Annotated in this window: 31 protein-coding genes; 13 read left to right on the plus strand and 18 right to left on the minus strand. The window is 66.7% G+C overall.

The window, feature by feature from the left end; genetic code table 11:
• The first annotated feature begins 55 nt into the window (after positions 1–55).
• Positions 56–1,060: a lysophospholipid acyltransferase family protein gene (locus M2319_RS00190; RefSeq protein ID WP_264599411.1), complete on the plus strand. Its 1,005-nt coding sequence runs from the start codon at positions 56–58 to the stop codon at positions 1,058–1,060.
• Here the strand turns inward: M2319_RS00190 and M2319_RS00195 are convergent.
• A complete protein-coding gene (locus M2319_RS00195; protein WP_264599412.1) occupies positions 1,053–1,685 on the minus strand; it encodes a sulfotransferase in 633 nt (210 codons plus the stop codon). The two genes, M2319_RS00190 and M2319_RS00195, sit on opposite strands and share 8 nt — an antisense overlap.
• A 143-nt stretch (positions 1,686–1,828) precedes the next feature.
• On the opposite strand from M2319_RS00195, the gene M2319_RS00200 reads away from it, so the two are divergent.
• From M2319_RS00200 to M2319_RS00210, 3 genes are read left to right on the plus strand one after another with little or no spacing between them, the layout of a single operon-like run.
• Positions 1,829–2,707, plus strand: a complete 879-nt coding sequence (locus M2319_RS00200; protein WP_264599413.1) for an S-methyl-5'-thioadenosine phosphorylase — start codon at positions 1,829–1,831, stop codon at positions 2,705–2,707.
• A gap of 10 nt (positions 2,708–2,717) precedes the next feature.
• Positions 2,718–3,269, plus strand: coding sequence for an adenine phosphoribosyltransferase (locus M2319_RS00205; RefSeq protein WP_111432288.1), 552 nt, complete (start codon positions 2,718–2,720; stop codon positions 3,267–3,269).
• Positions 3,270–3,284: 15 nt separating this feature from the next.
• Positions 3,285–3,632 carry a helix-turn-helix domain-containing protein gene (locus M2319_RS00210; protein WP_264599414.1) on the plus strand — a complete coding sequence of 116 codons (348 nt, stop codon included), beginning with the start codon at positions 3,285–3,287 and terminating at the stop codon, positions 3,630–3,632.
• 9 nt (positions 3,633–3,641) lie between these two features.
• Here M2319_RS00210 and M2319_RS00215 read toward each other — a convergent pair whose 3' ends face one another.
• Positions 3,642–4,118: a MaoC family dehydratase gene (locus tag M2319_RS00215; protein ID WP_264599415.1), complete on the minus strand. Its 477-nt coding sequence runs from the start codon at positions 4,116–4,118 to the stop codon at positions 3,642–3,644.
• Complete coding sequence (locus M2319_RS00220) at positions 4,115–4,567, minus strand: MaoC family dehydratase (RefSeq protein ID WP_264599416.1); 453 nt, start codon at positions 4,565–4,567, stop codon at positions 4,115–4,117. Before M2319_RS00220 ends, M2319_RS00215 begins: the two co-directional genes overlap by 4 nt.
• Positions 4,568–4,696: 129 nt before the next feature.
• Between M2319_RS00220 and M2319_RS00225 the strand changes: the two genes are divergently transcribed.
• Positions 4,697–4,987, plus strand: a complete 291-nt coding sequence (locus M2319_RS00225; protein WP_264599417.1) for a DUF4282 domain-containing protein — start codon at positions 4,697–4,699, stop codon at positions 4,985–4,987.
• A gap of 4 nt (positions 4,988–4,991) precedes the next feature.
• On the opposite strand, the gene M2319_RS00230 is transcribed toward M2319_RS00225, so the two are convergent.
• The 6 genes from M2319_RS00230 to M2319_RS00255 form a co-directional block, all read right to left on the minus strand.
• Positions 4,992–5,708, minus strand: a complete 717-nt coding sequence (locus M2319_RS00230) for an LrgB family protein (protein ID WP_264599418.1) — start codon at positions 5,706–5,708, stop codon at positions 4,992–4,994.
• A gap of 4 nt (positions 5,709–5,712) precedes the next feature.
• Positions 5,713–6,066, minus strand: coding sequence for a CidA/LrgA family protein (locus M2319_RS00235; RefSeq protein WP_264599419.1), 354 nt, complete (start codon positions 6,064–6,066; stop codon positions 5,713–5,715).
• Positions 6,067–6,167: 101 nt separating this feature from the next.
• Complete coding sequence (ychF, locus tag M2319_RS00240; protein ID WP_264599420.1) at positions 6,168–7,265, minus strand: redox-regulated ATPase YchF; 1,098 nt, start codon at positions 7,263–7,265, stop codon at positions 6,168–6,170.
• A 40-nt stretch (positions 7,266–7,305) separates the two neighbouring features.
• Positions 7,306–8,070, minus strand: coding sequence for an aminoacyl-tRNA hydrolase (gene pth, locus M2319_RS00245; protein ID WP_264599421.1), 765 nt, complete (start codon positions 8,068–8,070; stop codon positions 7,306–7,308).
• Positions 8,071–8,103: 33 nt separating this feature from the next.
• The gene (locus tag M2319_RS00250) at positions 8,104–8,781 is read right to left on the minus strand and encodes a 50S ribosomal protein L25/general stress protein Ctc (RefSeq protein WP_264599422.1); all 678 of its coding nucleotides are present in this window, start codon (positions 8,779–8,781) and stop codon (positions 8,104–8,106) included.
• A 174-nt stretch (positions 8,782–8,955) separates the two neighbouring features.
• Complete coding sequence (locus M2319_RS00255; protein WP_264599423.1) at positions 8,956–9,888, minus strand: ribose-phosphate pyrophosphokinase; 933 nt, start codon at positions 9,886–9,888, stop codon at positions 8,956–8,958.
• Positions 9,889–10,307: 419 nt separating this feature from the next.
• Between M2319_RS00255 and M2319_RS00260 the strand changes: the two genes are divergently transcribed.
• A complete protein-coding gene (locus tag M2319_RS00260) occupies positions 10,308–11,165 on the plus strand; it encodes a DMT family transporter (RefSeq protein WP_264599424.1) in 858 nt (285 codons plus the stop codon).
• 22 nt (positions 11,166–11,187) lie between these two features.
• On the opposite strand, the gene M2319_RS00265 is transcribed toward M2319_RS00260, so the two are convergent.
• Entirely contained in the window at positions 11,188–11,787 is a 600-nt protein-coding gene (locus M2319_RS00265; protein ID WP_264599425.1) for a LysE family translocator, read from the minus strand.
• Positions 11,788–11,864: 77 nt separating this feature from the next.
• Between M2319_RS00265 and M2319_RS00270 the strand changes: the two genes are divergently transcribed.
• Positions 11,865–12,668 carry an AraC family transcriptional regulator gene (locus M2319_RS00270; RefSeq protein WP_264599426.1) on the plus strand — a complete coding sequence of 268 codons (804 nt, stop codon included), beginning with the start codon at positions 11,865–11,867 and terminating at the stop codon, positions 12,666–12,668.
• Between the two features lie 14 nt (positions 12,669–12,682).
• Here the strand turns inward: M2319_RS00270 and M2319_RS00275 are convergent, their stop codons facing one another.
• Entirely contained in the window at positions 12,683–13,660 is a 978-nt protein-coding gene (locus M2319_RS00275; protein WP_264599427.1) for a nucleoside recognition domain-containing protein, read from the minus strand.
• A gap of 119 nt (positions 13,661–13,779) precedes the next feature.
• On the opposite strand from M2319_RS00275, the gene M2319_RS00280 reads away from it, so the two are divergent.
• Positions 13,780–14,232, plus strand: coding sequence for an Lrp/AsnC family transcriptional regulator (locus tag M2319_RS00280; RefSeq protein WP_264599428.1), 453 nt, complete (start codon positions 13,780–13,782; stop codon positions 14,230–14,232).
• A 15-nt stretch (positions 14,233–14,247) separates the two neighbouring features.
• Here the strand turns inward: M2319_RS00280 and M2319_RS00285 are convergent, their stop codons facing one another.
• From M2319_RS00285 to lgt, 5 genes are all read right to left on the minus strand, one after another.
• Positions 14,248–14,760: a hypothetical protein gene (locus tag M2319_RS00285; protein ID WP_264599429.1), complete on the minus strand. Its 513-nt coding sequence runs from the start codon at positions 14,758–14,760 to the stop codon at positions 14,248–14,250.
• A gap of 215 nt (positions 14,761–14,975) precedes the next feature.
• Complete coding sequence (locus M2319_RS00290) at positions 14,976–16,127, minus strand: M24 family metallopeptidase (protein WP_264599430.1); 1,152 nt, start codon at positions 16,125–16,127, stop codon at positions 14,976–14,978.
• Between the two features lie 73 nt (positions 16,128–16,200).
• Complete coding sequence (gene pgeF, locus M2319_RS00295; RefSeq protein ID WP_264599431.1) at positions 16,201–16,965, minus strand: peptidoglycan editing factor PgeF; 765 nt, start codon at positions 16,963–16,965, stop codon at positions 16,201–16,203.
• 25 nt (positions 16,966–16,990) lie between these two features.
• A complete protein-coding gene (locus M2319_RS00300) occupies positions 16,991–18,106 on the minus strand; it encodes a class I SAM-dependent methyltransferase (RefSeq protein ID WP_264599432.1) in 1,116 nt (371 codons plus the stop codon).
• A complete protein-coding gene (gene lgt / locus M2319_RS00305) occupies positions 18,103–18,954 on the minus strand; it encodes a prolipoprotein diacylglyceryl transferase (RefSeq protein ID WP_264599433.1) in 852 nt (283 codons plus the stop codon). Before lgt ends, M2319_RS00300 begins: the two co-directional genes overlap by 4 nt.
• Positions 18,955–19,189: 235 nt before the next feature.
• On the opposite strand from lgt, the gene M2319_RS00310 reads away from it, so the two are divergent.
• The 5 genes from M2319_RS00310 (at position 19,190) to M2319_RS00330 (ending at position 22,292) form a co-directional block, all read left to right on the plus strand.
• Positions 19,190–19,510, plus strand: coding sequence for an accessory factor UbiK family protein (locus M2319_RS00310; protein ID WP_264599434.1), 321 nt, complete (start codon positions 19,190–19,192; stop codon positions 19,508–19,510).
• Between the two features lie 353 nt (positions 19,511–19,863).
• Positions 19,864–20,364: a type III secretion system chaperone family protein gene (locus M2319_RS00315; protein ID WP_264599435.1), complete on the plus strand. Its 501-nt coding sequence runs from the start codon at positions 19,864–19,866 to the stop codon at positions 20,362–20,364.
• Positions 20,361–21,170, plus strand: a complete 810-nt coding sequence (gene proC, locus M2319_RS00320; protein ID WP_264599436.1) for a pyrroline-5-carboxylate reductase — start codon at positions 20,361–20,363, stop codon at positions 21,168–21,170. Before M2319_RS00315 ends, proC begins: the two co-directional genes overlap by 4 nt.
• 83 nt (positions 21,171–21,253) lie before the next feature.
• Positions 21,254–21,910: a TetR/AcrR family transcriptional regulator gene (locus M2319_RS00325; RefSeq protein WP_264599437.1), complete on the plus strand. Its 657-nt coding sequence runs from the start codon at positions 21,254–21,256 to the stop codon at positions 21,908–21,910.
• A 25-nt stretch (positions 21,911–21,935) separates the two neighbouring features.
• Positions 21,936–22,292 carry a tRNA-binding protein gene (locus M2319_RS00330; protein WP_264599438.1) on the plus strand — a complete coding sequence of 119 codons (357 nt, stop codon included), beginning with the start codon at positions 21,936–21,938 and terminating at the stop codon, positions 22,290–22,292.
• A 582-nt stretch (positions 22,293–22,874) separates the two neighbouring features.
• On the opposite strand, the gene M2319_RS00335 is transcribed toward M2319_RS00330, so the two are convergent.
• The gene (locus M2319_RS00335) at positions 22,875–24,272 is read right to left on the minus strand and encodes an ATP-binding protein (RefSeq protein ID WP_264599439.1); all 1,398 of its coding nucleotides are present in this window, start codon (positions 24,270–24,272) and stop codon (positions 22,875–22,877) included.
• A gap of 10 nt (positions 24,273–24,282) precedes the next feature.
• A complete protein-coding gene (locus tag M2319_RS00340; protein ID WP_264599440.1) occupies positions 24,283–24,987 on the minus strand; it encodes a response regulator in 705 nt (234 codons plus the stop codon).
• Positions 24,988–25,006 lie beyond the last annotated feature (19 nt).

Consider the following 25,006-nt stretch of genomic DNA (forward strand, 5'->3'; position numbering starts at 1 on the left):
ACACCGACATGCCGCCGGCAGGAGCCGGCCCGACCGCAACCCGATACCCTCCGCCATGCCGCACCGACAGCCCGACCGCCCCGGCCCGTTGAGACGCCTGAAATACCGCATCGAATACGGCCTCTTCCTCGTCGTCGTCGGCCTCTTGCGCCTGATGCCGCTCGACATGGCCTCTGCGGTCATGGGGCGGACCTGGCGGGTGCTGGCGCCGCTGAGCCGGCGGCAGCAGCGGGTGCTCGGCAATCTTGAACTGGCGATGCCGGAAAAGAGCGCGGCGGAGCGCCGGGCGATTGCCCTCGGCGCCTGGGAGAATCTCGGGCGGGTGTTCGCCGAGACTCTTCAGCTCGACCGCATCGTCGCCGACAAGGAAAACCGCTTTTCCTGGTCTGAGGAGGGCGTTGCGAACCGCTTCGGGACCGATAGCGACCATATCGTCCTGGTCTCGCTCCATCTCGGCAACTGGGAGGCGGTGATCCTGCCGGCGGTGGCGGCGGGCGTAAAGCCGGTCGGCGTCTATCGCGAGGTCAAGAACCCGCTCGTCGACGACTATCTGCGCCGCAAGCGCATGCTCGTCTTCCCGCACGGGCTCCTCTCCAAGGGGCACGACACGGCGCAGACCCTGCTCGGCCATTTGCGCCGCACCGGGTCGGTGGCGCTGGTCGGCGATCTTCGCGAGTCGAAGGGGATCGATGTCAGTTTCTTCGGCCACACGGCCTCGGCGACCTATTTCCCGGCGATGCTGGCGCGCCATTGCCGGGTGCCGCTGGTCGCCGGGCGCTGCGTGCGCACCGAGGGCGTCCATTTCCGCATCGATACGGCGCCGATCGACTATCCGGTGACCGGCGACCGCACCGCCGATGTCGCCGCGGCGACGCAGGCGATTCACGACGTGTTCGAGGGCTGGATCCGCGAGACGCCGGCGCAGTGGATGTGGGTGCAGCGCAAATGGTGGGCCGGCCGCAGCCGGCGGCGCCAGAGCCGGCACGGCGAGGGCACGGGCGTCGCGGCGGGCGCGGTCGAGGGCGCGGAAATGGACCCGCTGCGGCGCGACACTACCTGACGAGCGTCGCGTAGCCCTTCATCAGCATGCGATTGGCGGCGATCCGGATCGGTTTCTTGCCGAGGTCGGCCGTGCGGTTGGAGTGGGGCACGCCGCCATCCCGTACCGGCTCGCCCAAAAAGTCGCAGAGCTCCTTCCAGCCGTCGCCCGTCTCCCAGCAGACCTCCAGGAACTGGTCGCTGGCGCCTTCGCGGGCGAAGAAATCGCGGACGCGCTGATTATGCGCCTCGTAATAGGCGATGAACTCCTCTTCCCGGCCGACGGGATAGAGATAGCCGTAGACGTCGAGGTTGAGCTTGTTGCCGAACACGGAGCGGCGCTCGAAATGGGAGATCAGGCTGTTCAGCCATTTCTCCGGCGAGCGCCGGGTCGTCAGCACCGCGCGCATCGCCTTGCCGTAGCGCTCCAGTCCGACCTCGTAGAGATAGGGCGGGGCAAGGCCGGTGAACGCCTCGTGGGCATCGAGGTGCGGCAGGACACCCTCCATGCGGCCGGCGCGGGCGTCGAAGAAGACGCGCTTGTGCAGCCGGGCGATGTCGTAACCGAGGAGACCGAGGCATTCGCGCAGCGTCGAAGTGCCGCTTTTTTGCAGACCGACGCCGAACACCTTGAATTTCTTGTCCAATCCGGTACCTCATTGCGTGGGGATCGGGCGGACGATAGTGCGGACGGCCGGGAGTTTCAATGACCGCCATTGGCGGCGGCGGCCGAGTGCGGCGTCAGGCCTTTTGCCTCGCGTCCTGGCCGGAGCATGGGCGAGGGTCCTCGATGACGAAATCAATGCTTGGCGTAATCGGCGGGTCGGGTCTCTACGATCTGCCGGGTCTGGAAAACGCGCGCTGGGAGACGGTGGAAAGCCCTTGGGGCGAGCCGTCCGATGCGATCTGCATCGGCGAGGTTTCAGGCCTGCCGATCGCCTTCCTGCCGCGGCACGGGCGCGGCCACCGGCTGAGCCCGACCGGCATCAACTACCGGGCCAATATCGATGCCATGAAGCGGATCGGCGTCACCGACCTCGTCTCGGTGTCGGCCTGCGGCTCGCTGAAGGAAGAGCTAGCGCCGGGCACCTTCGTGCTCGTGGAGCAGTTCATCGACCGCACGTTCGCGCGCGAGAAGAGCTTCTTCGGCAATGGCTGCGTCGCCCATGTCTCCATGGCCTATCCGGTCAGCCCCGGCCTTGTCGACGAGATCGAGAAGGCAGCAAGGGCCGAGGAGATCGCCTACCGGCGCGGCGGCACCTATCTCGCCATGGAAGGCCCGCAGTTCTCCTCGCTCGCCGAAAGCCACCTCTATCGCGGCTGGGGCTGCGACGTCATCGGCATGACCAACATGCCGGAGGCCAAGCTCGCCCGCGAGGCGGAGCTCTGCTACGCGACCGTGGCGATGGTCACCGACTATGATTCCTGGCATCCGGACCACGGCGAGGTCGACATCACGGCGATCCTGAAGGTGCTGAAGGAAAACGCCCACCACGCCCAGCAGCTCGTCGGTCGGCTTGCGAGCGACTTCCCACGCGAGCACCAGCCCTGTCCGATCGGCTCCGACACCGCCCTCGACTACGCCATGATCACGGCGCCGGATGCGCGCGATCCGGCGCTCGTCGCCAAGCTCGATGCGGTCGCCGGCCGCGTCCTCAACAGGTCCTGAGGAGGCTGCCATGGAACTTCGCAACGGAATGGACCTGAAGCGGCTGGTGCGCACGATCCCGGATTATCCGAAGCCCGGCATCATGTTCCGCGACCTGACCACGCTGTTCGCCGATCCGGCGGGCCTTCGCGCGGCCGTCGACGAGATCGTCTGGCCGTTCTTCAAGGCCAAGGCCCAGATCGACATCATCATCGGTATCGAGGCCCGCGGCTTCATCCTCGGCGGTGCCGTCGCCCACGAACTCGGCCGCGGCTTCGTGCCGATCCGCAAGAAGGGCAAGCTGCCGCACAAGACCATCGGCCAGGACTACAGCCTGGAATACGGCGTCGACACGATCGAGATCCACGCCGACGCCATCAAGCCCGGCGACCGGGTGTTGCTGATCGACGACCTGATCGCCACCGGCGGCACGGCGGTTGCCGCCGCCGAGCTGATCCACCGCTCCGGCGGCGAGATCGTCGCCGCCGCCTTCATCATCGACCTGCCCGACCTCGGCGGCACCGCCCGCCTGCGCGACAAGGGCATCGCGGTTCACACGCTGATGGAATTCGAGGGGGATTGAGGAGCGGGGAAGCCGATGACGGAAGAGAAAACGGATACGGTCGTGGCCGGAAGCGGCAACGTCTTCGCCGATCTCGGTCTGCCCGATGCGGACGAGCATCTTCTGAAGGCAGAAATCGTCGTGCGGCTGAAGCGGCTGATCGTCGAACGCGCGCTCACCCAGACGAAGGCGGCTCACCTGATCGGGATGGCCCAGCCGGACCTTTCCAATCTCCTGCGCGGGCAGCTTCGCGGAGTGTCGGTGGAACGGCTGATGCGGGCGCTGACCGCGCTCGGCCAGGACATCGACATCCGCATCGGCCCGCGCGACGACGACAGCCGGCCGGCCCGCATCCGCGTTCTGGCGCCGGAACCGGATGCGTAACCCGCTGCCTCAGGCCGACCCCAATGGCAAAAAAATGCGGCCGGTGAAGCGCATGACCGGGATACCGTCCTGATTGTCCGCGCCGTTTTCCGACGTCAGGATGCCGAGGTCGGGGCGCGAGCGGGAGATGCGCTTGTCGGTCACTCTTGAGGAAAAGGTGAGCGTGTCGCCGGCATAGACCGGCTTCGTCCAGCGCAAATCCTCGATGCCCGGCGAGGGGCCCATGGCGACGACCGGAATGCCGGCGGCCTTAAGGCGCGCGTCCTCGGCTGCCCAGTAGTCCACATAGGCGCGAATCCACAGGGCCGTGGTGTGCCAGCCGCTGGCGCAGAGGCCGCCGAAATGGCTCTCGCGGGCCGCTTCGTCGGAAAGGTGAAACGCCTGGGGGTCGTATTTTTTCGCGAACGCCACGATCTCCTCGGCCGTCACAATGCGGCGGCCGAGGTCCATTTCCAGGCCGATCTCGATCTCCTCGAAGCGCCTCATGGGGCCGCCCTCCGGCCCTGCAGCATCGGGAATTCCATCTCAAGGAGCGCGGTGCCAGCCGCGTCCATCAGCGTTGCCCGACACTGGACGATGCCCATTTCCGGGCGCGAGCGCGAGGCGCGGGCATCGAGCACCAGGAGCCGGGCAAAGAGCGGGCCCGGCACCACCGGCTTCAGCCAGCGCACCCTGTCGATGCTGCCGGCGCCCATGGAGGCGGTGTTGGCGAGGAGCCCGTCGACCATCAGCCGCATGGTGACGCCGCAGGCCTGCCAGCCGGAGGCGCAGAAGGTTCCGAGCAGCGAGGCGGCACCTGCCTCCTCGTCGAGATGGAAGGGCTGGGGATCGAAGTCTTTGGCGAAATCGATGATTTCGTCGCGGCCGAGCTCGTAGCTGCCGAGGTCGATCTCCTCGCCGGGAACGAAATCCTCGAAATAGCGGAAGTCTGTCATGGGCCGGTTGCCGGATGTTGCTACCGGAAGCGGATGCTTCGGGGACGGGGAGGCATTGTGTCAATGCCGGTCCGGCTGGCATGATTTTCACCGGGGCCGGGCAACATCGAACGACAGGGGACAAATGTCATGTTCGCAAAGCTCTTTCAATGGCATGAGTTTCTGACGCCGAAGCTCATCCATGTGTTCTTCCTTCTCGCCATCGCTCTGGTCGTGCTCGGCGGCCTTGCCGGCATCTTCAACGGGCTCTTCGTGATGTTCCGGTACAGCTTCGGCGGCGGGCTGGTGACGATCCTGTTCGCACTGATCGGCACCGTCATCGGCATCATCCTGGCTCGGATTTCCGCCGAGATGATCCTCGTCGTCTTCAAGATCAACGATACGCTCGGCGACATTCGCGATCGCGGCGGACGGATGTAACCGCTCAGGTCACGAGCCGCCAGATCAGCGGCAGCAGGATGGCGGTCGCCAGCGCGTTGAGGCCCATGGCAAGGCCGGAAAAAGCGCCGGCGATCTCCGTTTCCTGAAAGGCCCTTGCGGTGCCGATGCCGTGGCTCGCCGTGCCGAGGCCGAGGCCGCGGGCGGCGGGATCGCGGATGCCGATGAGGGTGAGGACAAGGGGCCCGACCATCGCCCCGAAGATGCCGGTGACGATGACCAGCACGGCCGTCAGCGAGGGCAGGCCGCCGAGCCGTTCGGAAATGCCCATGGCGACCGGCGCCGTCACCGATTTGGCGGCAAGGGAGGCAAGGGCATCGCGCGAGCCGTCGAGCAGATAGCCGATGGTGAGGGCGGAAAGGATGGCCGTCAGCGAGCCGGTGAGGAGGCTAACGGCGATGGCGACGGCGGAGCGGCGGATGCGCTCGAACTGGCGGTAGAGCGGCACGGCAAGCGCGACGGTCGCCGGGCCGAGCAGGAAATGGACGAACTGGGCGCCGTCGAAATAGTCCTGGTAGCTGGTGCCGGTGACCAGCAGCAGCGCGACGAGGAGCGCGACGGCGAGGAACACCGGGTTGGCGAGCGAGTTCGAACCGCTCTTCTTGTAGACCAGCGTTCCGATCAGGAAGGCGGCAAGGGTCAGCGTCAGATGGAGGAGCGGCGAGGCGCTCAGATAGACCCAGATGTCGCGGAGATCGTCCATCGCCTCAGCCCTTTTCCGCGTCGCCGCGCCGGCCGAACCAGGCCATGATCGTCGCAGTCACCGCGATGGTCAGGATCGTGCTGACGATAAGCGCCGCTCCGATCGGCAGGGCTTCCGACGCGATCAGCCGGAAATGCAGCATGACGCCGACGCCGGCCGGCACGAACAGCAGCGAGAGGTGTGCAAGTAGCGTGTCGGCGACCTTGGCGAGGTCGGCGGGGACGCTGCCGCGAAGGACGAGGAAGGCGAACAGGAGCACCATGCCGACGACCGGGCCGGGCACGGGCAGGCCGAGGAAATGGGTGATCAGTTCGCCGGCAAGCTGGCAGGAAAAGATGAGCGTCAGATAGGCGAGCATGGCACGGCCCGTGGTTTCGGCAATGCCGAGAGGAGAGCCGCTGGCGCCGGCAAGGTCAAGCGGGCGGTCTGAAGCGGCGGCGCGTCAGCGCGCGTGCCGCCTCACGTGTTGAACTTGAAGAGCATGACGTCGCCGTCCTGGGTGACGTATTCCTTGCCCTCGTCGCGGGCCTTGCCGGCGGTCTTGGCACCCTGTTCGCCGCCGCAGGCGACGAAATCGTCATAGGCGATGGTCTGGGCGCGGATGAAGCCGCGCTCGAAGTCGGTGTGGATGACGCCGGCGGCCTGGGGGGCCTTGGCGCCCCGGTAGACGGTCCAGGCGCGCGCCTCCTTCGGGCCGGCGGTGAAGAAGGTGATGAGGTGGAGGAGGTCGTAGCCGGCGCGGATCAGCCGGTCGAGGCCCGGCTCCTCAAGGCCGATGGTCTCCAGGAACTCCGCCTGCTCGTCCGCCGAGAGCTGGGCGATCTCCGCCTCAATGGCAGCCGAGATGACGACGGCGCCGGCGCCCTGGGACGCCGCCATTTCCTCGACCTTCGCCGACAGCGCATTGCCCGTTGCCGCCGATTCCTCGTCGACATTGCAGACATAGAGGACCGGCTTGGAGGTGAGGAGGTTGAGGGCCTTGAAGATGGCTTCGTCGTCCTTGGCCACCTCAAGCATGCGGGCCGGCTTACCGTCCTGGAGGAGGGCGAGCGCGCCCTCCATCACCGGAAGGATGGCCTTTGCCTCCTTGTCGCCGACCTGCGCCTTCTTGCGCAGCGCGACGACGCGGCGCTCCAGGCTTTCCAGGTCGGCGAGCATCAACTCGGTCTCGACGGTCTCGGCGTCGGTGACCGGATCGATGCGGCCGTCGACATGGGTGACGTCGCCGTCCTCGAAGCAGCGCAGCACATGGACGACGGCGTCGACCTCGCGGATGTTGGCGAGAAACTGGTTGCCGAGACCCTCGCCCTTGGAGGCGCCGCGCACCAGGCCCGCGATGTCGACGAAGGTGATGCGGGTCGGCACGATATTGGCCGAACCGGCGAATTCGGCGATCTTGTCGAGCCGCGGGTCGGGCACGGCGACCTCGCCGGTGTTCGGCTCGATGGTGCAGAACGGATAGTTGGCGGCCTGGGCCGCCGCGGTCTTGGTCAGGGCGTTGAACAGCGTCGACTTGCCGACATTCGGCAGACCGACGATCCCGCATTTGAAACCCATGGTCTTTTCGTCTTTCCGGTTGGGCGCTCAAAGCCCTTGATCAATCGTGTTTTCCGAACAGGCGGGCAAGGCCCTCGGCGAGCGCGCCGCGCTTTTGCGGCTCTGCCGGCTTTGCCGCGTCCGCCGGTTTTTCAGGTGCGGCGTCGGCCGACTTTTCCTTGTCGTCCTTTGCCTCCGGCTGGTCGCCCTTCTTCGCGGCTTTTTTGCCCTTTGCCGGCTTTTTCGGCCCGGTGGGGCTGCCGCCGAGGGCCAGGTGCAGCTTGTTGGCGAAGGCGGAATCGGCGCCGGTCGCAAGAAGCGGCGCGTTGTCGGCGATGGCGTCCAGAAGCGGCTCCAGCCAGTCGAGGTCGGCCTTGGCGAAATCCTTCAGGACGTAGGAATGGACCAGCTCCTTGCGGCCGGGATGGCCGATGCCGAGGCGCAGGCGCCGGTAGCGGTCGCCGATCTGGGAGGTGATGGATCTGAGGCCGTTGTGGCCGCCATGGCCGCCGCCGGTCTTCATCCGCGTCTTTGCCGGTGGCAGGTCGAGCTCGTCATGGACGACGACCACGTCTTCCGGCTGGAGCTTGTAGAAGCGCACGACCTCGCCGACGGCGCGGCCGGATTCGTTCATATAGGTCATCGGCTTGACGAGAAGCACCTTCTCGCTGCCGAGATGGCCGTCGGCGACCTCCGCCTGGAATTTCCGCCGCCAGGGCGAAAACCCATGGCGGCGGTGCACGGCGTCGACGGCCATGAAGCCGATATTGTGGCGATTGTCGGCGTAGTCCGAGCCGGGATTACCGAGGCCAACGAGTATGAACATGGCCGGCCCTCCCGGCTTGCCGTCCGGGACCGATTACTGGTCGGAGCCCTCTTCCGGCTTCTCGGAATCGCCTTCCTCGCCGTCGCCCTCGGCTTCGGCCTCTGCTTCCGCAGCCTCGGCTTCTTCCTCGTCCTCCTCCTGGAGGCCGGCAGGAGCCGCGATGGTGGCGATGGTGAAGTCGCGGTCGGTGATCGTCGGGACGACGCCTTCCGGCAGGGTGACCGCCGAAATGTGGATGGAGTCGCCGAGATCGAGGCCGGCAAGGTCGAGTTCCAGATGGTCCGGAATGGCGTCGACCGGGCAGTCGAGTTCCACGGTATAGCGCACGACGTTGAGGACGCCGCCGCGCTTCAGACCCTTGCTCGACTCTTCGTTGATGAAGGTCACCGGCACTTCGACGGTCAGCTTGGCACCCTTGGTGATGCGCAGGAAGTCGATATGCAGGAGTTCATCGCGAACCGGGTGAAGCTGGTAGTCGCGCGGGATGACCCGGGACTTCTTGCCGTCGACATTGACGGTGGCGACCGTGGTCATGAAGCCGCCGCCATGCAGGCGCATGGTCATGTCCTTCAGGTCGACCGCAATCGGCTCGGGGGATTTCTTGTCGCCGTAAATCACGGCAGGAATCTTGTTCTCGCGGCGCAATGCACGTGCGGCCCCCTTGCCAACCCGCTCGCGCACCGTGGCCGCTATCTCGTAGCTCTCGCTCATCGGTGTCTCCTTAAAGAAAAAAGGCCGCATAACATGCGTGCCTGATCCGGCGCCGCCTCCAGGGGTGCAAGCGCCGCGCGCCGCTTATAGTGGACGGCGCGGCAAAGGGCAAGATGGCGCCAGCGCTCGGCGCCCCGGTTTCTTGCCGTTTTTCGTATCGCCGTCCGGCCGGTCCTAGTCGAACAGGCTGGAGACCGACTTTTCCAGGGCCGTGCGGTTGATCGCTTCGCCGAGAAGCGGCGCGATGGAGAGCAGCCGGATGTTGGGCGCGGCGTTGATCGCCGCCGTCGGCTCGATGGAATTGGAGATCACCAGCTCTTCCAGGCGCGAGGCGGTGATGCGCGCGACGGCGCCGCCGGAGAGGACCCCGTGGGTGATATAGGCGATGACGCCGGTGGCGCCCTTTTCCAGCAGCGCATTGGCGGCGTTGCACAGCGTGCCGCCGGAATCGACGATGTCGTCGATGAGGATGCAGCGCCGGCCTTCCACATCGCCGATGATGTTCATGACTTCCGACTCGCCCGGCTTGTCGCGGCGCTTGTCGACGATGGCGAGCGGCGCATCGATGCGCTTGGCGAGCGCGCGGGCGCGCACCACGCCGCCGACGTCCGGCGAGACCACCATCAGGTTGTCGCTCTGGTAGCGCTCCTTGATGTCGCGGGTCATCACCGGCGCGGCATAGAGGTTGTCGGTCGGGATGTCGAAAAACCCCTGGATCTGGCCGGCATGGAGGTCGAGGGTCAGCACCCGGTTGGCGCCGGAGCCGACCATCAGGTTGGCGACGAGCTTGGCCGAGATCGGCGTGCGCGGCCCGTGCTTGCGGTCCTGGCGGGCATAGCCGAAATAGGGCAGCACCGCGGTGACACGACGGGCCGAGGCGCGCCGCAGCGCGTCCATGATGATCAACAGCTCCATCAGGTTGTCGTTCGCCGGATAGCTCGTCGACTGGATGACGAAGACGTCCTGGCCGCGGACGTTTTCCAGGATCTCCACATAGATTTCCTGGTCGGCAAAGCGGCGGACCTGGCACTTGCAGAGCGGGACTTCGAGATAGGCGGAAATCTCTTCGGCAAGCGCCCGGTTGGAATTTCCGGCGACGAGCATCATGGGCGGGCACGTTTCTATCTGGACACTGGTTTCGCTCGACGGGCGAGCGCTCAGTGCGCTGGGGACTGCAAACCACGCCGGGCGCACGACTTTTCGCTGCGGCGCTGAGGGCTTTCTTCTAGCAACGCTGTCGCGGACGCACAACAGGGGTCTGCCGGAGGCGGCGCCGTCGTGCACCGGGCATTGCCCCGCGTCAGTGCGTCCATCTTTACAACGCTGCTTGGACGGCTAAGCTTCACCCGCCCATCCATGTGCGGCTAGGGTTCCGCCGATCCGCCAGATATCGCTGGCCGAGATCGGGTCCGGTCCGAGCGCCGTTACGAGCCCGAAATCGGGCAGACACCTTAAAGGCGAAAAAACTAGGGGGGATGGAAGGGCGTGCTTTGGCACGTCTGTTCACACCCGCCTTTGAGGTTTTCATGACATCTCTCGGTTTCGCTCTCGTCCTGGCGGCGGCGCTCTGCCACGCGACCTGGAATTTCTTCGTCAAGCGGATCAATGGCGGCGCGGAGCTGATCTGGCTGTTTTCGGTGCTTTCGGCGCTCCTCTACCTGCCGCTGGCGGTAACGATCTGGATCCGCTCTCCCGCTTTCGACCTCGTCCAGCTCGGCTTCATCGCCGGCAGCACCGTCTTCCATCTTCTCTATTTCATCGTCCTGCAGGCCGGCTACCGGAACGGCGATCTGTCGCTGGTCTATCCGACCGCGCGGGCGACCGGTCCGCTGTTGTCGTCGGGCCTTGCCGTCGTCGTCCTCGGCGAGGCCCTTTCCTGGCAGATCGCGGCGGGTGCCGTCGTCATCGTCTTCGGCGTCTTCATGCTGACCGGCGGCCTCAGGCGGTCGGCGGGCAACGCGGCGGTCTCGCTCGGCTTCGGCGTCGGCGCGGGCCTCCTCATCGGCTGCTATACGGCGTGGGACGCCTACACGGTCTCGGTTCTCGCGGTGCCGCCCCTCCTGGTGGACTATGCCTCCAGCGTCGGGCGCAGCATCGTCCTTGCGCCACTCGCGTTCAGGCGCCGGGCCGACGTCGCGCGGCACTGGCGCGAGCACCGGGGCGGGGTTCTGACCATCGCGGTCTTCAATTCGCTCGCCTATATCCTCGTCCTCGTCGCGCTGACCTTCACGCCGGTGGTGTTCGTCGCGCCGATCCGCGAAATCAGCGTTCTCGTCACCGTGCTGATGGGAAGTCTTCTCCTCGGCGAAGGCAATCTGCGTCACCGACTCGGCTGGTCGGCGGTGATCCTTGCCGGCGTGGTCGTACTGGCCTCTTCGGGCTGAGGAACCCGCAAGGCGCGTTCTGTCATATCCCGATGAGGGCGAACGCGACGGAGATGAGCAGCATTGCCGCGAAGGCAATGTTGACGATGCGGCCGAGCGTCGGGTCGCCGAGGAAGCGGGAAAAGACCGAGCCGAAGGCGAGCCACAGGGTCGCGAAGACGACGATGGCGAGGCCGAGGGCGAGGATTTTGGCCGCGGCATCGGCAAAGGCGTCGCCGGCAATCAGTGTATGGCTCGTAAAGACCGCGCCGATCGCCGCATAGGCCTTGGGATTGGCGAGCGCCAGGATGAGGCCCGGGCCGAAGGCGGGCGGGGTGTCGTTGCCAGCCTTGCGGGCGCCGACGGGGGCCGTGGCGATTTTCCAGGCGAGATAGAGGATGTAGGCGGCGGCAGCGACGGTCAGGAGCACGACCAGCGCCGGCTCGGCGAGGATCAGGGCCGTCGCGCCGCTCGCGACCAATATGAGGATCGCCCAGGTGCCGAGGATGATGCCGGCCCAATAGGGCAGGCCGCGGCGGAAGCCGTAGGCGGTGCCGATACCGGCAAGGCTGAGGGTCGCCGGGCCGGGGCTCGCCATCAGCGGCAGGGCGGTCAGCCAGAGGAGCAGGAGGTCGTTTGTCATCGTCGCCGGATTGGTCAATTCTGGGGGGCAGTGCTTGTGACAAGCATTCCGATAATCGACGCGCGGGTCTTGAACGAATGTGCGGGACGGAAGACATCGGCACGATACGGCCGCTGGCAGCTAGCGAGGGGCTGCAGGTCTTCGAGGCCTCCGCCTTGCGCTATGCCTTCGCGCCGCACCGGCACGATGCCTATGTGGTCGGCATCACCACGCACGGGGTGCAGAGCTTTCGCTACCGGCGCGAGGCGCGGGCGTCGCTGCCCGGCCAGGCCTTCGTCATCCACCCGGACGAACAGCATGACGGCCATCCGGGGACGGAGGCCGCCTATGGCTACCTGACCGCCTATCTCGCGCCGGACCTGATCGCAGAGGCGCTCGGCGGCCGGCCGCTGCCCTTCGTCGGCGATGTGGTCAACGGCGACGCCGAATTGCTTGCGGCGCTACGCGAGCTTTTTTCCACCGCCGATCCGGCCGGGGACGACCTCGGAGCCGCCGCGTCGGTCACCCGGCTTGCCGATGTGTTTGCGCGCATGGCCGGAGGGATGGTGCGTGACGGCGCGGCCGACTGGCCGGCGATGCGGCGCATCCGCGATCATCTGCTGGCTGGCTTGCAGGAGGGCGTTTCCATGGCGGAGCTTGAGGCCGAGCACGGCCTCGACCGTTTTGCGATCTCCCGCGGCTTCCGCTGCCATTTCGGCGTCAGCCCGCATCGCTTCCTGGTGCTGAGGCGGCTGGAGCGGGCGCAAGCCGACATCCGCGCCGGCGCGAGCCTTGCCGACGCCGCGCTCGCCGCCGGCTTTGCCGACCAGGCCCACATGACCCGCCAGTTCCGCCAGGCTTTCGGGGTGACGCCCGGCGTGTGGCGGCGGCTGGTGGGATAAGGACGGGCTGCGCTTCAGGCGCGTTGCGCATCGAGAGCAGGGGAGCGGCACACCCACGTGTAGAACGTCTCCTCCGATACCTTTCTCACGAACGCGGCAACGAGGGCGGTTGCGGCGACGGCGAAGGCCAGGCGGCCGATAAGGACGCCGCCGACATCGGCGCCCAGCGCCAGGACGATGAGGGTGTCTTCGATGATGCTGTGGGCAAAGCCCATGAAGATGCAGGCGATGAAGACCTGGCGCGGGGAGACGGCGCCCGACCGGGCCTCGCGGATCAGGAGGCCGCCGCCATAGGAAATGCCGAGAAAGAGGCCGACGGCGGCGAATGCGCCGGCCTCTCGGCGGATTCCGGCAAGGCGTAGCAAGGGCGCGAGCGCGGCCATCATCAGGTCGAGCAGTCCGATGCGTTTGAGGATTTCCAGGCCGAAGGACAGCGCCAAGAGGATGACGAGCATGGAGGCCATGGTCTCCACAAGGCCGACGGCAAAGTCCGTCCAGTCGGCGGGCGCGCCCATCGGGATCCAGGCCGGCGCCACGGGGGCCGACAGCCAGCCGGTGGCAGCGTAAAGGCGGTGCAAAAGGAATGCGTAGACGAGGGCGCCGGCGAGCCGCAGCAGCGTCGTCAGGAGCATCGCCGGCCCGGCCTTCTCAATGATCTTCTGCTCCATGGGCAGGCCGTGGGCGATCACCAGCAGCGCTGAAAACACCGTGATGTCGGCGACGCTGAGCGATCCCGCTGGAACGAGGGCAAAGACCAGGGGGACGGCGCCCCAGACGCCGACCAGCAGGCCGGTCAGCCACGCCAGCCCCAGCTCGGGCGGCAGCCCGACGAGGCCCATGACGGGCGCGAAGAACGGGGCGACCGCTTCGATGACGCCGAGCCGGGACAGCACCTCCGTCAGCATGGCCACGGGGACCATGATGCGGGCGAGCACCCAGTAGATCTGCAGCGTTTCCAGGGTCTTCAGTCGGGCGACGTCGAGAATTGCCATTGCCGGCCTCCTTCGGGATTGCCCTTTTTGGGTATCCTGGGCCGGTTCGAATTTGTGGTCTAATATTGCAGTAATATGCAATTTTATTGCAAAGTGGGCGAGGCCTTGGGGAGGCGCGCATGGACCGGCTCGACAAGAAGATCCTGAACCTTCTGCAGCGCGATGCGTCGCGGACGAATGTGGCGCTGGCCGAAGAGGTAGGGCTGTCGCCGTCGAGTTGCCTCCGGCGCGTGCGGCGGCTCGGCCGGTCGGGGATCATCGCGCGCATCGTCGCGATCCTCGATCCCGCGCGGGCCGGGCGCGTCCTGAAGGCGCTGGTCACGGTCGAACTCAAACTGCACGGCGAACAGCACATGCGCCGCTTCCTCGACCTTGCCGTTGCCGAGGAGGCCGTCGCCCAGGCCTATGCGGTCACCGGCGAGATCGATGTGGTGCTGGTGCTGCGGCTGAAGGACATGGAGGAGTTCGACGGCCTCTGCGACCGACTGTTCCGCGACCGGACCAATGTCGCGCGGTTCTACACGATGATGGTCATCCGCACGGCCAAGGACGAGACGGCGATCCCGCTTTGATGATGCCGTCAGTAACTAAGCCCGGCGGCCGCCTGCCTGCAGCCACGACTTGATCTCGATGACGGTGCGGGCCGCGATGTTCTTCAGGGCCTCGTTTTCCACGCCGTTCCAGGGATCGCCGTCGGAGCCTTCGGACACCTCCTGGCCGGAGATGCGGTGGACCCGGGTGTTGCCGGAAAAGATGTCGTAGACATAGACGATGGTGACGCCGGAATCGCTGCCGACGGCGGTCAGGTAGCCGCGCACCCGGTAGGTCGCCTCGGCGTCGAGCCGGCGCACCAGCTTGAGGTTCTGGCGCTGGGCCTCGGCGCCGATGCGCTTGGCCAGTTCGTCGGCGCGGTTGCCGGGCATGCCGATGAAGGGCTCGAAGGCGATGGTGGCATCGCTCGCCGGCACCGGCGGCGGCGCGGCGGCGGGCGCCGGGGCCGAGCCAAGGGCGCCCGGCGTCGGCGGGGTGCCGTTCGGGCCGCAGCCGGCAAGGAGCGTCGTCACTGCCAGGGCAATCGGAAGGAAAAGCCGCGTCGTCATTCGTTCAATGTCCCCGTCGGTCACACATCGTCGTCCCACCAGCCGGCACCGGCAAGGCAGTCGCACGACCCTAACCCATGGCGCGTTCGTACTGAAACACGCAACATGCGTCAGGTATTTGTTTTAACGCGATTTCTTATTCAAGGCCGGTTGCCGCCTTCTGGGAGCACGCGCCTTTAGATCGCAAGCGCCCCGGCCCTATCCCGGCCCCATGGCTATTTGGTGACGAGGTCGAGGCTCAGCTTCGACAGCGGCTCGGGCGCTCCGTCGGTGGTGAGATAGGTGCGGCCGAGGGTCATCGCCGTCTCGCTCGAGGAGTCGGCCAGGATGATGTGGACGAAGAGCACCATGTCGGGCACGACCTCGGCCCGGTTGTCGCGGTAGAACATCGGCCAGTCCATCCAGGACGGCGCGAAGCGGGCGCCGAGCGAATAGCCGCAGGCGTTCAGCCGGTGCGGGGCAAGCCCGCGGGAATCGGATTCGCGGGCATAGGTCTCAAAGACATCGGCGAATTTGGTGCCGGTCTTCAGCACCTCCTCGATCGCGGCGATGGTCTCGCGCGCCGATTCATAGAGTTCCAGGTGCCGCTTGGTCGGCTCGCCGACGATGACCGTGCGCATCAGGGCCGCGTGATAGTGATGCGCGACGCCGGCGATCTCCATGGTGATCTGGTCCTGGGGCTCCAGCTTGCGGCGGCCGGACTTGTAGCGGCAGAGGAGGGCGTCCGGGCCGGAGCCGATGACGAAGGGATTGCCGGGATAGTCGCCGCCGGCCTCAAAGACCGCGCTCTGCATGGCGGCGAGGATGTGGCCCTCGGCGGCGCCCGGCTCGATCGCCGCGATGCCGGCCTCGAGCGCGGCATCGCCATAGGCGGCGGCCTGGCGCACGATGGCGATCTCCGCCGGCGACTTGACGGCGCGCAGCGGCGGGATCAGGTCCGAGGCGTCCTCGGCGCGGGCGAAGGAGCGCAGCATCTCGTCGAGCACCCGCGCATTGCTGCCGATCAGGCCGTGGGTGTTGTATTCGACGCCGATGCGGGCGCCGAGGAGGTCGAGGTCGTCGAGGAGGTCGCGCAGCGGGCCGGCCGGATTGCGGGCGCCGCGCTCCTGCCAGACGCGGACGTCGTCGATCAGCGAGGTGTGCTTGGCCTGGCGCAGGTCCGGCGCGCGCGTGAACAGCACGAACTCGTCCTTGCGGGTGAAGATCAGGCACTGGAAGAAGGCGAAGCCGAAGGTGTCGTAGCCGGTCAGCCAGTACATGCTCTCCTGGGCGAAGATCAGCAGGGCATCCAGATGGCGCTCGTCCATCTTCTCCAGCACCTGTGCTCGTCGGTCGTCGTATTCTTCCAGCGGAAAATGAAGGGCCATGTCTCTCTCCCTCGTCGGCCGCACCGGCCGTTCTGTCTTTATGGAGCGATCGGTGCCGCCCCTTGCTGTCGGCTCAGCCGGCGATGACGATTGCCGAGGCCAGCCGGCCATAGTCGGTTTCCCGGCGGTGGGTCGCCCGGCGATAGGAGTAGAAACGGGCCTCGTCCGCGTAGGTGCAAAGCCCCAGCATCGCCGCCTTCACGCCGCATCTTTCAAGCCGCTGCATAATGTAACCCGGCAAGTCAAAGTATTTGTGGCCGTCGCGTTCCGCATCGCCGAAAAAGCGCCGATTGGTCGCATCCTCGCCGACAAACCTTTCGACGAATTCCGGCCCGACCTCATAGTTCTTCACCGAAATCGTGGGTCCGAGGACGGCGCGGATACGCTCCCGCCGCGCGCCTTTTGCTTCCATCGCCGCAATGGTGTTGTCCAGGACGCCGCCGATGGCGCCTTTCCAGCCGGCATGGGCGGCGCCGACGACGCCGGCCTCCGCGTCGGCAAAGAGCACCGGCCCGCAGTCGGCGGTCGTCACGCCGACGGCGATGCCCGGCGTTGCGGTGACGACGGCATCGACGCGCGGGCGTTCCTCGGTGCCCCAGGGCGCGTCGAGCACGGCGACGTCGGGCGAATGGATCTGGTAGGGCAGCGCGAGCCGGTCGGCGGCAACGTCGAGGCCTTTCGCGACCCGCCGGCGGTTTTCCAGAACCGCCTCGCGGTCGTCGTTCGAGCCGAGGCCGATATTGAGGCTCTCATAAACCCCTTTGGAAACGCCGCCATTGCGCGTGAAGAAGCCGTGGCGAATGCCCGTGAGCGCGGCGAGGTCCGGCGCTTCGATCATGGGTCCCCGTTTCATTAGCAAATCATCATTCTTGTGGATCGTGCGGCGCAGCGGGCCGGCTGTCAAACGGTTCCGGCAGGATTCCGGGGCCGGTGACCGCCAGCACCTTGAAGAGATGGCCCATGGCATCGGGTCCGGCAAGGCGCTCCACCGCATCGCGAATGTCGTTCTGCACCCGCTCCTCCTGGCCATTGCCGAGCCGGCCGGCGCGCTCAATGAGACCCAGTTTGAGGAGAAAATCGGTTTGAGTAAGGCCGGAATGGGCGACGGCTCCGGCCGCTTCCGCCGCCGCGGCAAGGGCCTCGAAATCCACATGGGCAGTGAGGTCGGCACGGCCCGGCTCGGCGAGCGGGTCGGCATAGGCATGGCCGCGGATGGCCTGGAAGGTGTCGCCCGGCGCCGCGCGGAAATGGCCGTAGTCGATGGCGAGGGCGCCTCCCCCATCCTTTACGATGCGATCCGCGATGGCGGTCATGACGGCGGTGCTTGCCGGCGAGGTTTCCAGGATGGCGCCAACCCCGGCGCTGCGACAGGAAGGCGGCACTGCGGCGTCGGGCAGGCGGGTCGGGCCGGTGACGAATGCAAGGGCGCCGTCGCCGTCGAGGCCGACGAGGCGTTCCTGCCAGCCGGTCTCGGTGCGGACGAACTGATGGACCGGCAGGGCATCGAAGAATTCGTTGGCGACGACCAGCACCGGGCCATCGGGGATGTCTTCGAAGCGGTCGTGCCATTCGGGCATCAAGGGTGCGCCGTTCAGCGTCTCGGCCTGCCGGGCTTTCAGCGCCGGGCTGATCTCCACGAGGTGCAGGGAGGCGGCCTTCAGGAAGGCCGCATCGAGGCTCGCAACGCGCAGGAAATCGGCCATCAGCGTGCCGCGTCCGGGACCGAGTTCCACGAGGCGGATCGGGTCCGGCGCGCCGATCCTGTACCAGAGGGCAAGGGTCCAGGCGCCGATCAGTTCGCCGAACATCTGGCTCACTTCCGGGGCGGTGACGAAGTCGCCGGCCGCGCCGAAGGGATCGCCACCCATGTAGTAGCCGTCGGCCGGGTCGGCGAGGCATTCGGCCATATAGGCGGCAACGGTGATCGGCCCGGTCTCGCGAATGCGGGCGATGAGCCTCTCGCGCAGCGGATTGGTCATTCGCGCGGCGCCCCCGCGCCTTCGGCGTTGCCGCGCTTGCGCCGCGCGGCCCAGACCATCACGCCGATGCCGGCCAGAATCATCGGCAGCGACAGGATCATACCCATGGTGAGGCCGCCGGCCAGGAAGCCGATATGGGCGTCGGGCATGCGGAAGAATTCGCCGATGACGCGCGTGCAGCCATAGAGCGCAGCGAAGGCGCCGGCGATGAAACCGGGCTTGTCGAGCACCTTGGCCTTGTGGGTGAGGAGGCGCAGCAGCAGGAAGATTACCACGCCCTCAAGGGCGGCCTCGTAGAGCTGGCTCGGGTGGCGCGGAAGCTGGAAATGGTCGGTCGGAAAGACCATCGCCCAGGGCACGTCGGTCGGTCGGCCGAACAGCTCGGCATTGATGAAATTGGCGATGCGGCCAAAGAAGAGCCCGAAGGGAACGCTCGCGGCGATGACGTCGAACAGGCTCCAGATGCGGATGCCGCGGTTGCGGGCGAACAGCACCATGGCGACGACGACGCCGAGGAAGCCGCCGTGGAACGCCATGCCACCCTGCCAGACCTGAAAGATCTCCAGCGGATTGGCGAGGTAGAAGGCGGGCTTGTAGAACAGCACGTAGCCGAGACGGCCGCCCAGCACGATGCCGAGAGTCGCCCAGACGACGAAATCGTCGATGTCGGTCGGCGTCATCGCCGGCCTGCCGCGCCACAGCTCCTCGCGCGCCACCAGCCGGCGGGCATACCACCAGCCGAGCAGGATGCCGGCGATATAGGCGAGGGCGTACCAGCGGATCGCGAACGGGCCGATGGAGATCAGCACCGGGTCGATGGCCGGATAGGGAAGGATAAGGGTCGGCATGCGGGGCCTTTTTGCGGTCGGCGTCGGCGCAGCCTTGCCGGGCGATGGCGGCAACGTCAAGCGCGGCGGGCACTCGGCCACGATGCCATGGCAGGAAGATGACGCGGGTGTTCTCCGACGTCTGGCTCCGCCATGCGGCAATGCGCGGGGTTGGCCCGGCGCAGTTGAAACCGCATGCAAACCCGCTTACCTGATAGGACAGCAGAAACGCCGTGGTGCGCAAGGAATCCCGACAATGACGCAGACCAACAACAAGCTTTTCGACGAATTCGCCAAGCTGATGACCGACGCCTCCGGCGTTGCCCAGGGCATGCGCCGCGAGGTCGAGACCATGGTGCGCGGCCAGGCCGAGCGGTTCCTCGCCGACATGGACATCGTCAAGCGCGAGGATTTCGATGCGGCGATGGAGCTTGCCGCCAATGCCCGCAAGGAGGCCGACGGCCTCGCCGAGCGGGTGAGCGCGCTGGAAGCCCGGGTTGCCGAGCTGGAAGGCTCGGGCGCGGCACCCAAGAAGCCCGCGAAAAAGCCGGCCGCAAAGCCCGCAAGCAAGGCCTGACGACCTTACATCCACGAGAAACGGCCGTTTCGGCGTGCACCCGCATGGGTGGCGCCGTCGGTGACAGGTGCATTGTGTGCGCCGCGGCATGGCGGGCGGATACCGGAAATACCGCTAATCCACAGATGGCTTCGGCCCCACGGACGCAGGGCCTTTCAATATACACATCGGGGCATCTATACTGATTCTCAAAGGGGATTCGTGGCGGGCGTCACAGTGGTGACGCAATCGGTACCCACGATCCCGCCGGGTGCCCGTTCGAGTCGGTCGTTTTCGGGGCAGATCGGATCGTTCTTATTGGCGTCGGCGTTTTGCGGTGCCAAACGGGTTCTTTTCATACGTGCGAGGTCGCCATGAGCCTCATCGATTTCGAGATCGAACGCCACAACAACCCCGTCGACATGATCGAGCAGATTGCCTCGTTCCACGACTGGGCCTTCGAGCGTTCCGGCGACGATGAAATTACCATCTCAATTTCCGGGCAGTGGTGCGACTACCACGTCTCGTTCTCCTGGCTGGAGGACATCGAGGCGCTGCACCTGGCCTGCGCGTTCGACCTGAAGGTCACCGAGCAGCGCAAGATCGAGGTCATGCGTCTCCTGGCGCTGGTCAACGAACAGCTCTGGATGGGCCATTTCGACCTGTGGAACCAGGAAGGCTTCGTCATGTTCCGCCAGTCGCTGCTGCTTGCCGGCGGCGCGGAGGCGACCAGCCAGCAGGTCGAGGGCATGCTCGGCAACGCGCTCGAATCTTGCGAGCGCTACTACCAGGCCTTCCAGTTCGTCGTCTGGGCCGGCCGCAGCGCCAACGAGGCGCTCGACACCGCGCTGTTCGAGACGGCAGGCGAGGCATGAGCCTTGCCGCGGCAACGCCGCTCGTTCTTGCCGGCGCCGGCAAGATGGGCGGGGCGCTGCTCGCCGGCTGGCTCGACAGGGGGCTCGATCCGGCGGGCGTCACGGTCATCGATCCGGGGCCGCCGCCGGAGATTTCCGAAAAGGGCATCCGGGCCGAGGCCTCGGTGCCGCCCGACGTCACCGCTGCTGTCCTCCTTATTGCCGTCAAGCCGCAGATGATGGGCGGCGTGCTGCCAACTCTCCGTCCGGTCGTTGGACCGGAGACCGTCGTCGTCTCCGTCGCCGCCGGGACGACCATCGCAACGCTTTCGGACGGCCTAGGCACCGACAGCGTCGTGCGCTCCATTCCCAACACGCCGGCCCAGGTCGGCCGCGGCATGACCGTTGCGGTTGCCACCGGCAGGGTGGGCGAGGCGCAGCGGGCGGTCGTCACCGACCTCCTTGCCGCCGTCGGCAAGGTCGGCTGGGTCGACGATGAGGCGCTGATCGATGCCGCCACCGGCGTTTCCGGCTCCGGCCCGGCCTATGTGTTCTTCCTTGTCGAGGCCCTTGCGGAGGCCGGGCGCGCGGCCGGGCTCGATGCCGATCTCGCCATGACGCTTGCCCGCCAGACCGTGACCGGGGCGGGCGAACTGCTGCACCGCTCCGATCTCGATGCCGCAACGCTGCGGCAGAACGTCACGTCTCCGGGCGGGACGACCGCCGCCGCGCTGAACGTGCTGATGGCCGAGGAGGGCGGGCTTGCCGGGCTGATGCGCGAGGCGGTTGCGGCTGCAACGAAGCGCTCGCGCGAGCTTGCCGGCTAGCGCCGGCAGGAAAACCCGCCACCCGTCTACCCTTTTTCCCGCGGCCGCGGCGTCCTATCTTGGCGGCAAAGGAGAGGTGATCCATGGCTACGGACCGCAATCGCAAGAAAATCATCGATGCCTTCATGTCGCTGGCCGAGACCCGCGACTTCGAAGAGATCTCGCTCGTCGCCATCGCCGAAGAGGCGAAGGTAGACCTCGCTACCCTGCGCGATGCCTATGACGGCAAGTTGGCGATCCTCGCCGACTTCTTCCGCCGTATCGACATGGCGGTGCTGAAGGGCGAGGAGGAGGGCGCGGCCGACGAGACGCCGCGCGACCGGCTGTTCGACGTCGTCATGCGACGCTTCGATGCGCTGGCGCCGTACAAGGGCGCGCTCGCCTCGCTGCGCCATTCGGCACGGCGCGACCCGTTCCTGACGCTGGCGCTGGCACGGCTGTCCTCCGTCTCCCAGAACTGGATGCTGACGGGGGCCGGGATCGACACCTCGGGCATCGTTGGCCTTGCCAAGGTCAAGGGCATGGTCCTGACCTATGCCAAGGTGTTCCGCACCTGGCTGAAGGACGACGACCCGGGGCTCGCCCGCACCATGTCGGCGCTGGACAAGGAGCTTCGGCGCGGCGAGAAGGTCGTCTCCCGGCTCGACCGGGTGTCCCGGCGCTGCGGTCGGCGTCCCGTTCGCCACGACGATCATCTGAAGGACTTCCCCCCAGAGGGCGCCGACGCAACGGCCGCCTGACCGGCACATTCCGAAAGGTTTTTCCATGAGCGACGGTGCCCCGGCGCAAGAAATCACGTTCGACGATTTCCTGAAGGTCGATATCCGCGTCGGCACCATCGTTGCGGCCGAGCCCTATCCGGAAGCGCGCAAGCCCGCCTACAAGCTGAAGATCGATTTCGGCCCGGACATCGGCATCAAGAAATCCTCCGCGCAGATCACCGTCAACTACACGCTCGACGACCTCGTCGGCCGGCAGGTGATGGCGGTCGTCAACTTCCCGCCGCGCCAGATCGGCAAGTTCATGTCCGAGGTGCTGACCATGGGCTTTCCCGACGAGAACGGCGAAGTGGTGCTGGCGGCCGTCGAGCGGCCGGTGGCAAATGGCGGCCGGCTTTATTGAGTGGGTGGGGCATTCTTGTTGCTCCGGACCCGATGACCGCCGGACCAGTCCCATCGGGTCGACACACGCGACTCTGCCACTCCCGCTTGACCCAAACACTGTCGTCACCCCGGGCTTGACCCGGGGCCTATTGCCCCTCTCCAAACGGTATGTCGGGTGTTGAGGGAACAAAGCGTTTGCGCGGATGTCGACCGTGCCACGATCCGCGACGGGCTACCGCATCGAGGTGGGCAATAGGCCCCGGCTCTCCGCTTCGCTCCGGCCGGGGTGACGGGAGAGGGAGGCTCGTCGTATAGCATCCACGAAACGCCGCTCTGGATCGCTTCGCTTCGCTCGCGATGATGGAATCTCCTATGATTCCAATGTCGTTGCGAGGAGGCCGCTAGGCCGACGCGGCAATCCAGCGAACGGTCGCGGCGGTCTGTCGTGTTGCGTTGGGCACGAGGCCCGGCTCTTGTCGTCGGATGAGGGCAGAGAAAAGCTCTCCGCATCGATTGCACGCGTCGCTGCTCTGGATTGCTTCGCTGCGCTCGCAATGACGAATTCCTCGACAACTCCAACGCCATTGCACGTTCCTGCCCCTCAAATCGGAATCCTTATCGTCGCCCTGAGGCCGCCCAGCGGGGAGCGGGAGAGGCTGATCTCACCGCCATGGGCGCGGGCGATGTCGCGGACGATGGCGAGGCCGAGGCCGGTGCCGGCGCGGTCCTGGTTGCGGGAGGTGTCGAGGCGGTAGAACGGCCGGAACACCGTCTCCAGCTCCTCCTCGGGGATGCCCGGACCGTTGTCGTCGATGACCAGCACGACGGCGTTGCCGGCGTTGCGGGCGGCGATCTCCACGTGGTCGGCGTGACCGGCGGCGTTCGTTACCAGGTTCAGCAGCATCCGCTTGAAGGCGTTGGGCTTCACCGCCACGTCGCTGGCCAGTTCGATGCGCGAGGTGACCGTGGCGCCGAGCGCCTCGGCCTCGATCTCAAGATCCTCGACGATCGCCGCCAGGTCGGTGGGGGTGACGGTCTCGTCGCCGTCGCCGCGCACGAAGGTGAGGTAGGTTTCCAGCATCGCCTGCATCTCGTCGACGTCCCGCTTCAGGGCGTCGATCTCCGGGCCTTCGCCGATCAGCTCCAGTTCCAGGCGGAACCGCGTGAGGACGGTCCTCAGGTCGTGGCTGACGCCGGCGAGCATGACCGTGCGCTGCTCGATATGGCGGGCGATGCGGTTGCGCATTTCCAGGAATGCCTCGGTCGCCAGCCGTACTTCGCGCGAGCCGCGCGGTCTGAGGTCCGCCACCTCGTGGCCGCGGCCGAGGCTTTCGGCGGCGTTGGCGAGCTGCTGGATCGGCCGGATCTGGTTGCGCAGGAACAGGATGGCGATGATGATCAGCACCAGCGAGGTGGAGACCATCCAGATGACGAAGATGTAGGAGTTGGAGGCGTAGGTGTGGCTGCGCTTGGCGAAGATGCGCATGATCGAATGGTCGAGCTGGACGCGGATCTCCACAAGGTCCGAGCGGCCGACGGTGTCGATCCAGAACGGCTTGCCGACCTGCCGGGAAATCTTGCGGCTGAGCGCCCGGTCGAGCAGCGAGAAGAAGGGTTTCGGCGCCGGCGGCGGCAAGGGACCCGGCGGCATCATCACCATGATGATCTGGAGGTCGTCGCGGGCGATCTCGGAGAGCTTTTCGTAGTTGTCGTCCTGGGGATAGCGCTCGGCGATGGAAATCAGCGCGGCGATGTCGCGCACGGTGGCGTCGGACAGGCGGTTGGTGACCGTCTCCCAGTGGCGCTCCATGAAGACGAAGGCGAGCACCGACTGCAGCAGCACCATCGGCGCGACGATGATGATGAGGGCGCGGCCGTAGAGCCCCTTCGGCATGTAGTTGTGGAGGGTGCCGGTGATGAGGTTGTAGCCGCCGCGGACGAGCCGCCAGAGGCGGGCGAGGCGGGAGCGGACGGCCGGAGAGGTGTCGCTGGTCGCCATCGCCGGCCTGTCAGTCGCACATCAGCCGATAGCCGACGCCGCGCACCGTCTGCAGGTAGATCGGGTTGGTCGGGTCGGGCTCCAGCTTGCGGCGCAGGCGGTTGATCTGGACGTCGGCGGTGCGCTCGCCGAGATTGCCGTCGCCGCCGATGAGGAGGTGGCGGGGGACCGTCTCGCCGGGCTTTTCGGCAAAGATGCGCAGGAGGCCGCGTTCCCGGTCGGTGAGGCGGATGAGGTCGTCGCCCTTCTTCAGCTCGCGCCGGTCAAGGTGGAAGGTGAAGGGGCCGAAGCGGACCTCCGTCGGCATGCCGATGGGCTTGGCGTCGCCGCGCTTCAGAAGATTGCCGAGGCGCAGCAGGAGTTCGCGCGGCTCGAACGGCTTCGACAGATAGTCGTCGGCGCCGACTTCCAGGCCCGCGATGCGGTCCTCGACCTCGGTGCGGGCGGTCAGCATCAGGATCGGCACGTCGGAGGCCTCGCGCAGGGCCGAGGTCAGCTCCAGGCCGCTTTCGCCGGGCATCATGACGTCGACGACGAGGGCGTCGAAGGTCAGCGCCTCCAGCTTGCGCCGCGCCGCGGCGGCGGAATCGGCGACCGTGACGCGGAAGCCGTGATTGCCGAGATAGCGCGACAGCAGGTCGCGGATGCGGCTGTCGTCGTCGATCACCAGAAGGTGCGGGGCATCGTCCGGCGGGTGAACTGCCTGGGTCTCCATGGGGTCTTCATTCCACGCG

It is taken from the genome of Rhodobium gokarnense, assembly GCF_025961475.1.
Classification (GTDB): domain Bacteria; phylum Pseudomonadota; class Alphaproteobacteria; order Rhizobiales; family Rhodobiaceae; genus Rhodobium; species Rhodobium gokarnense.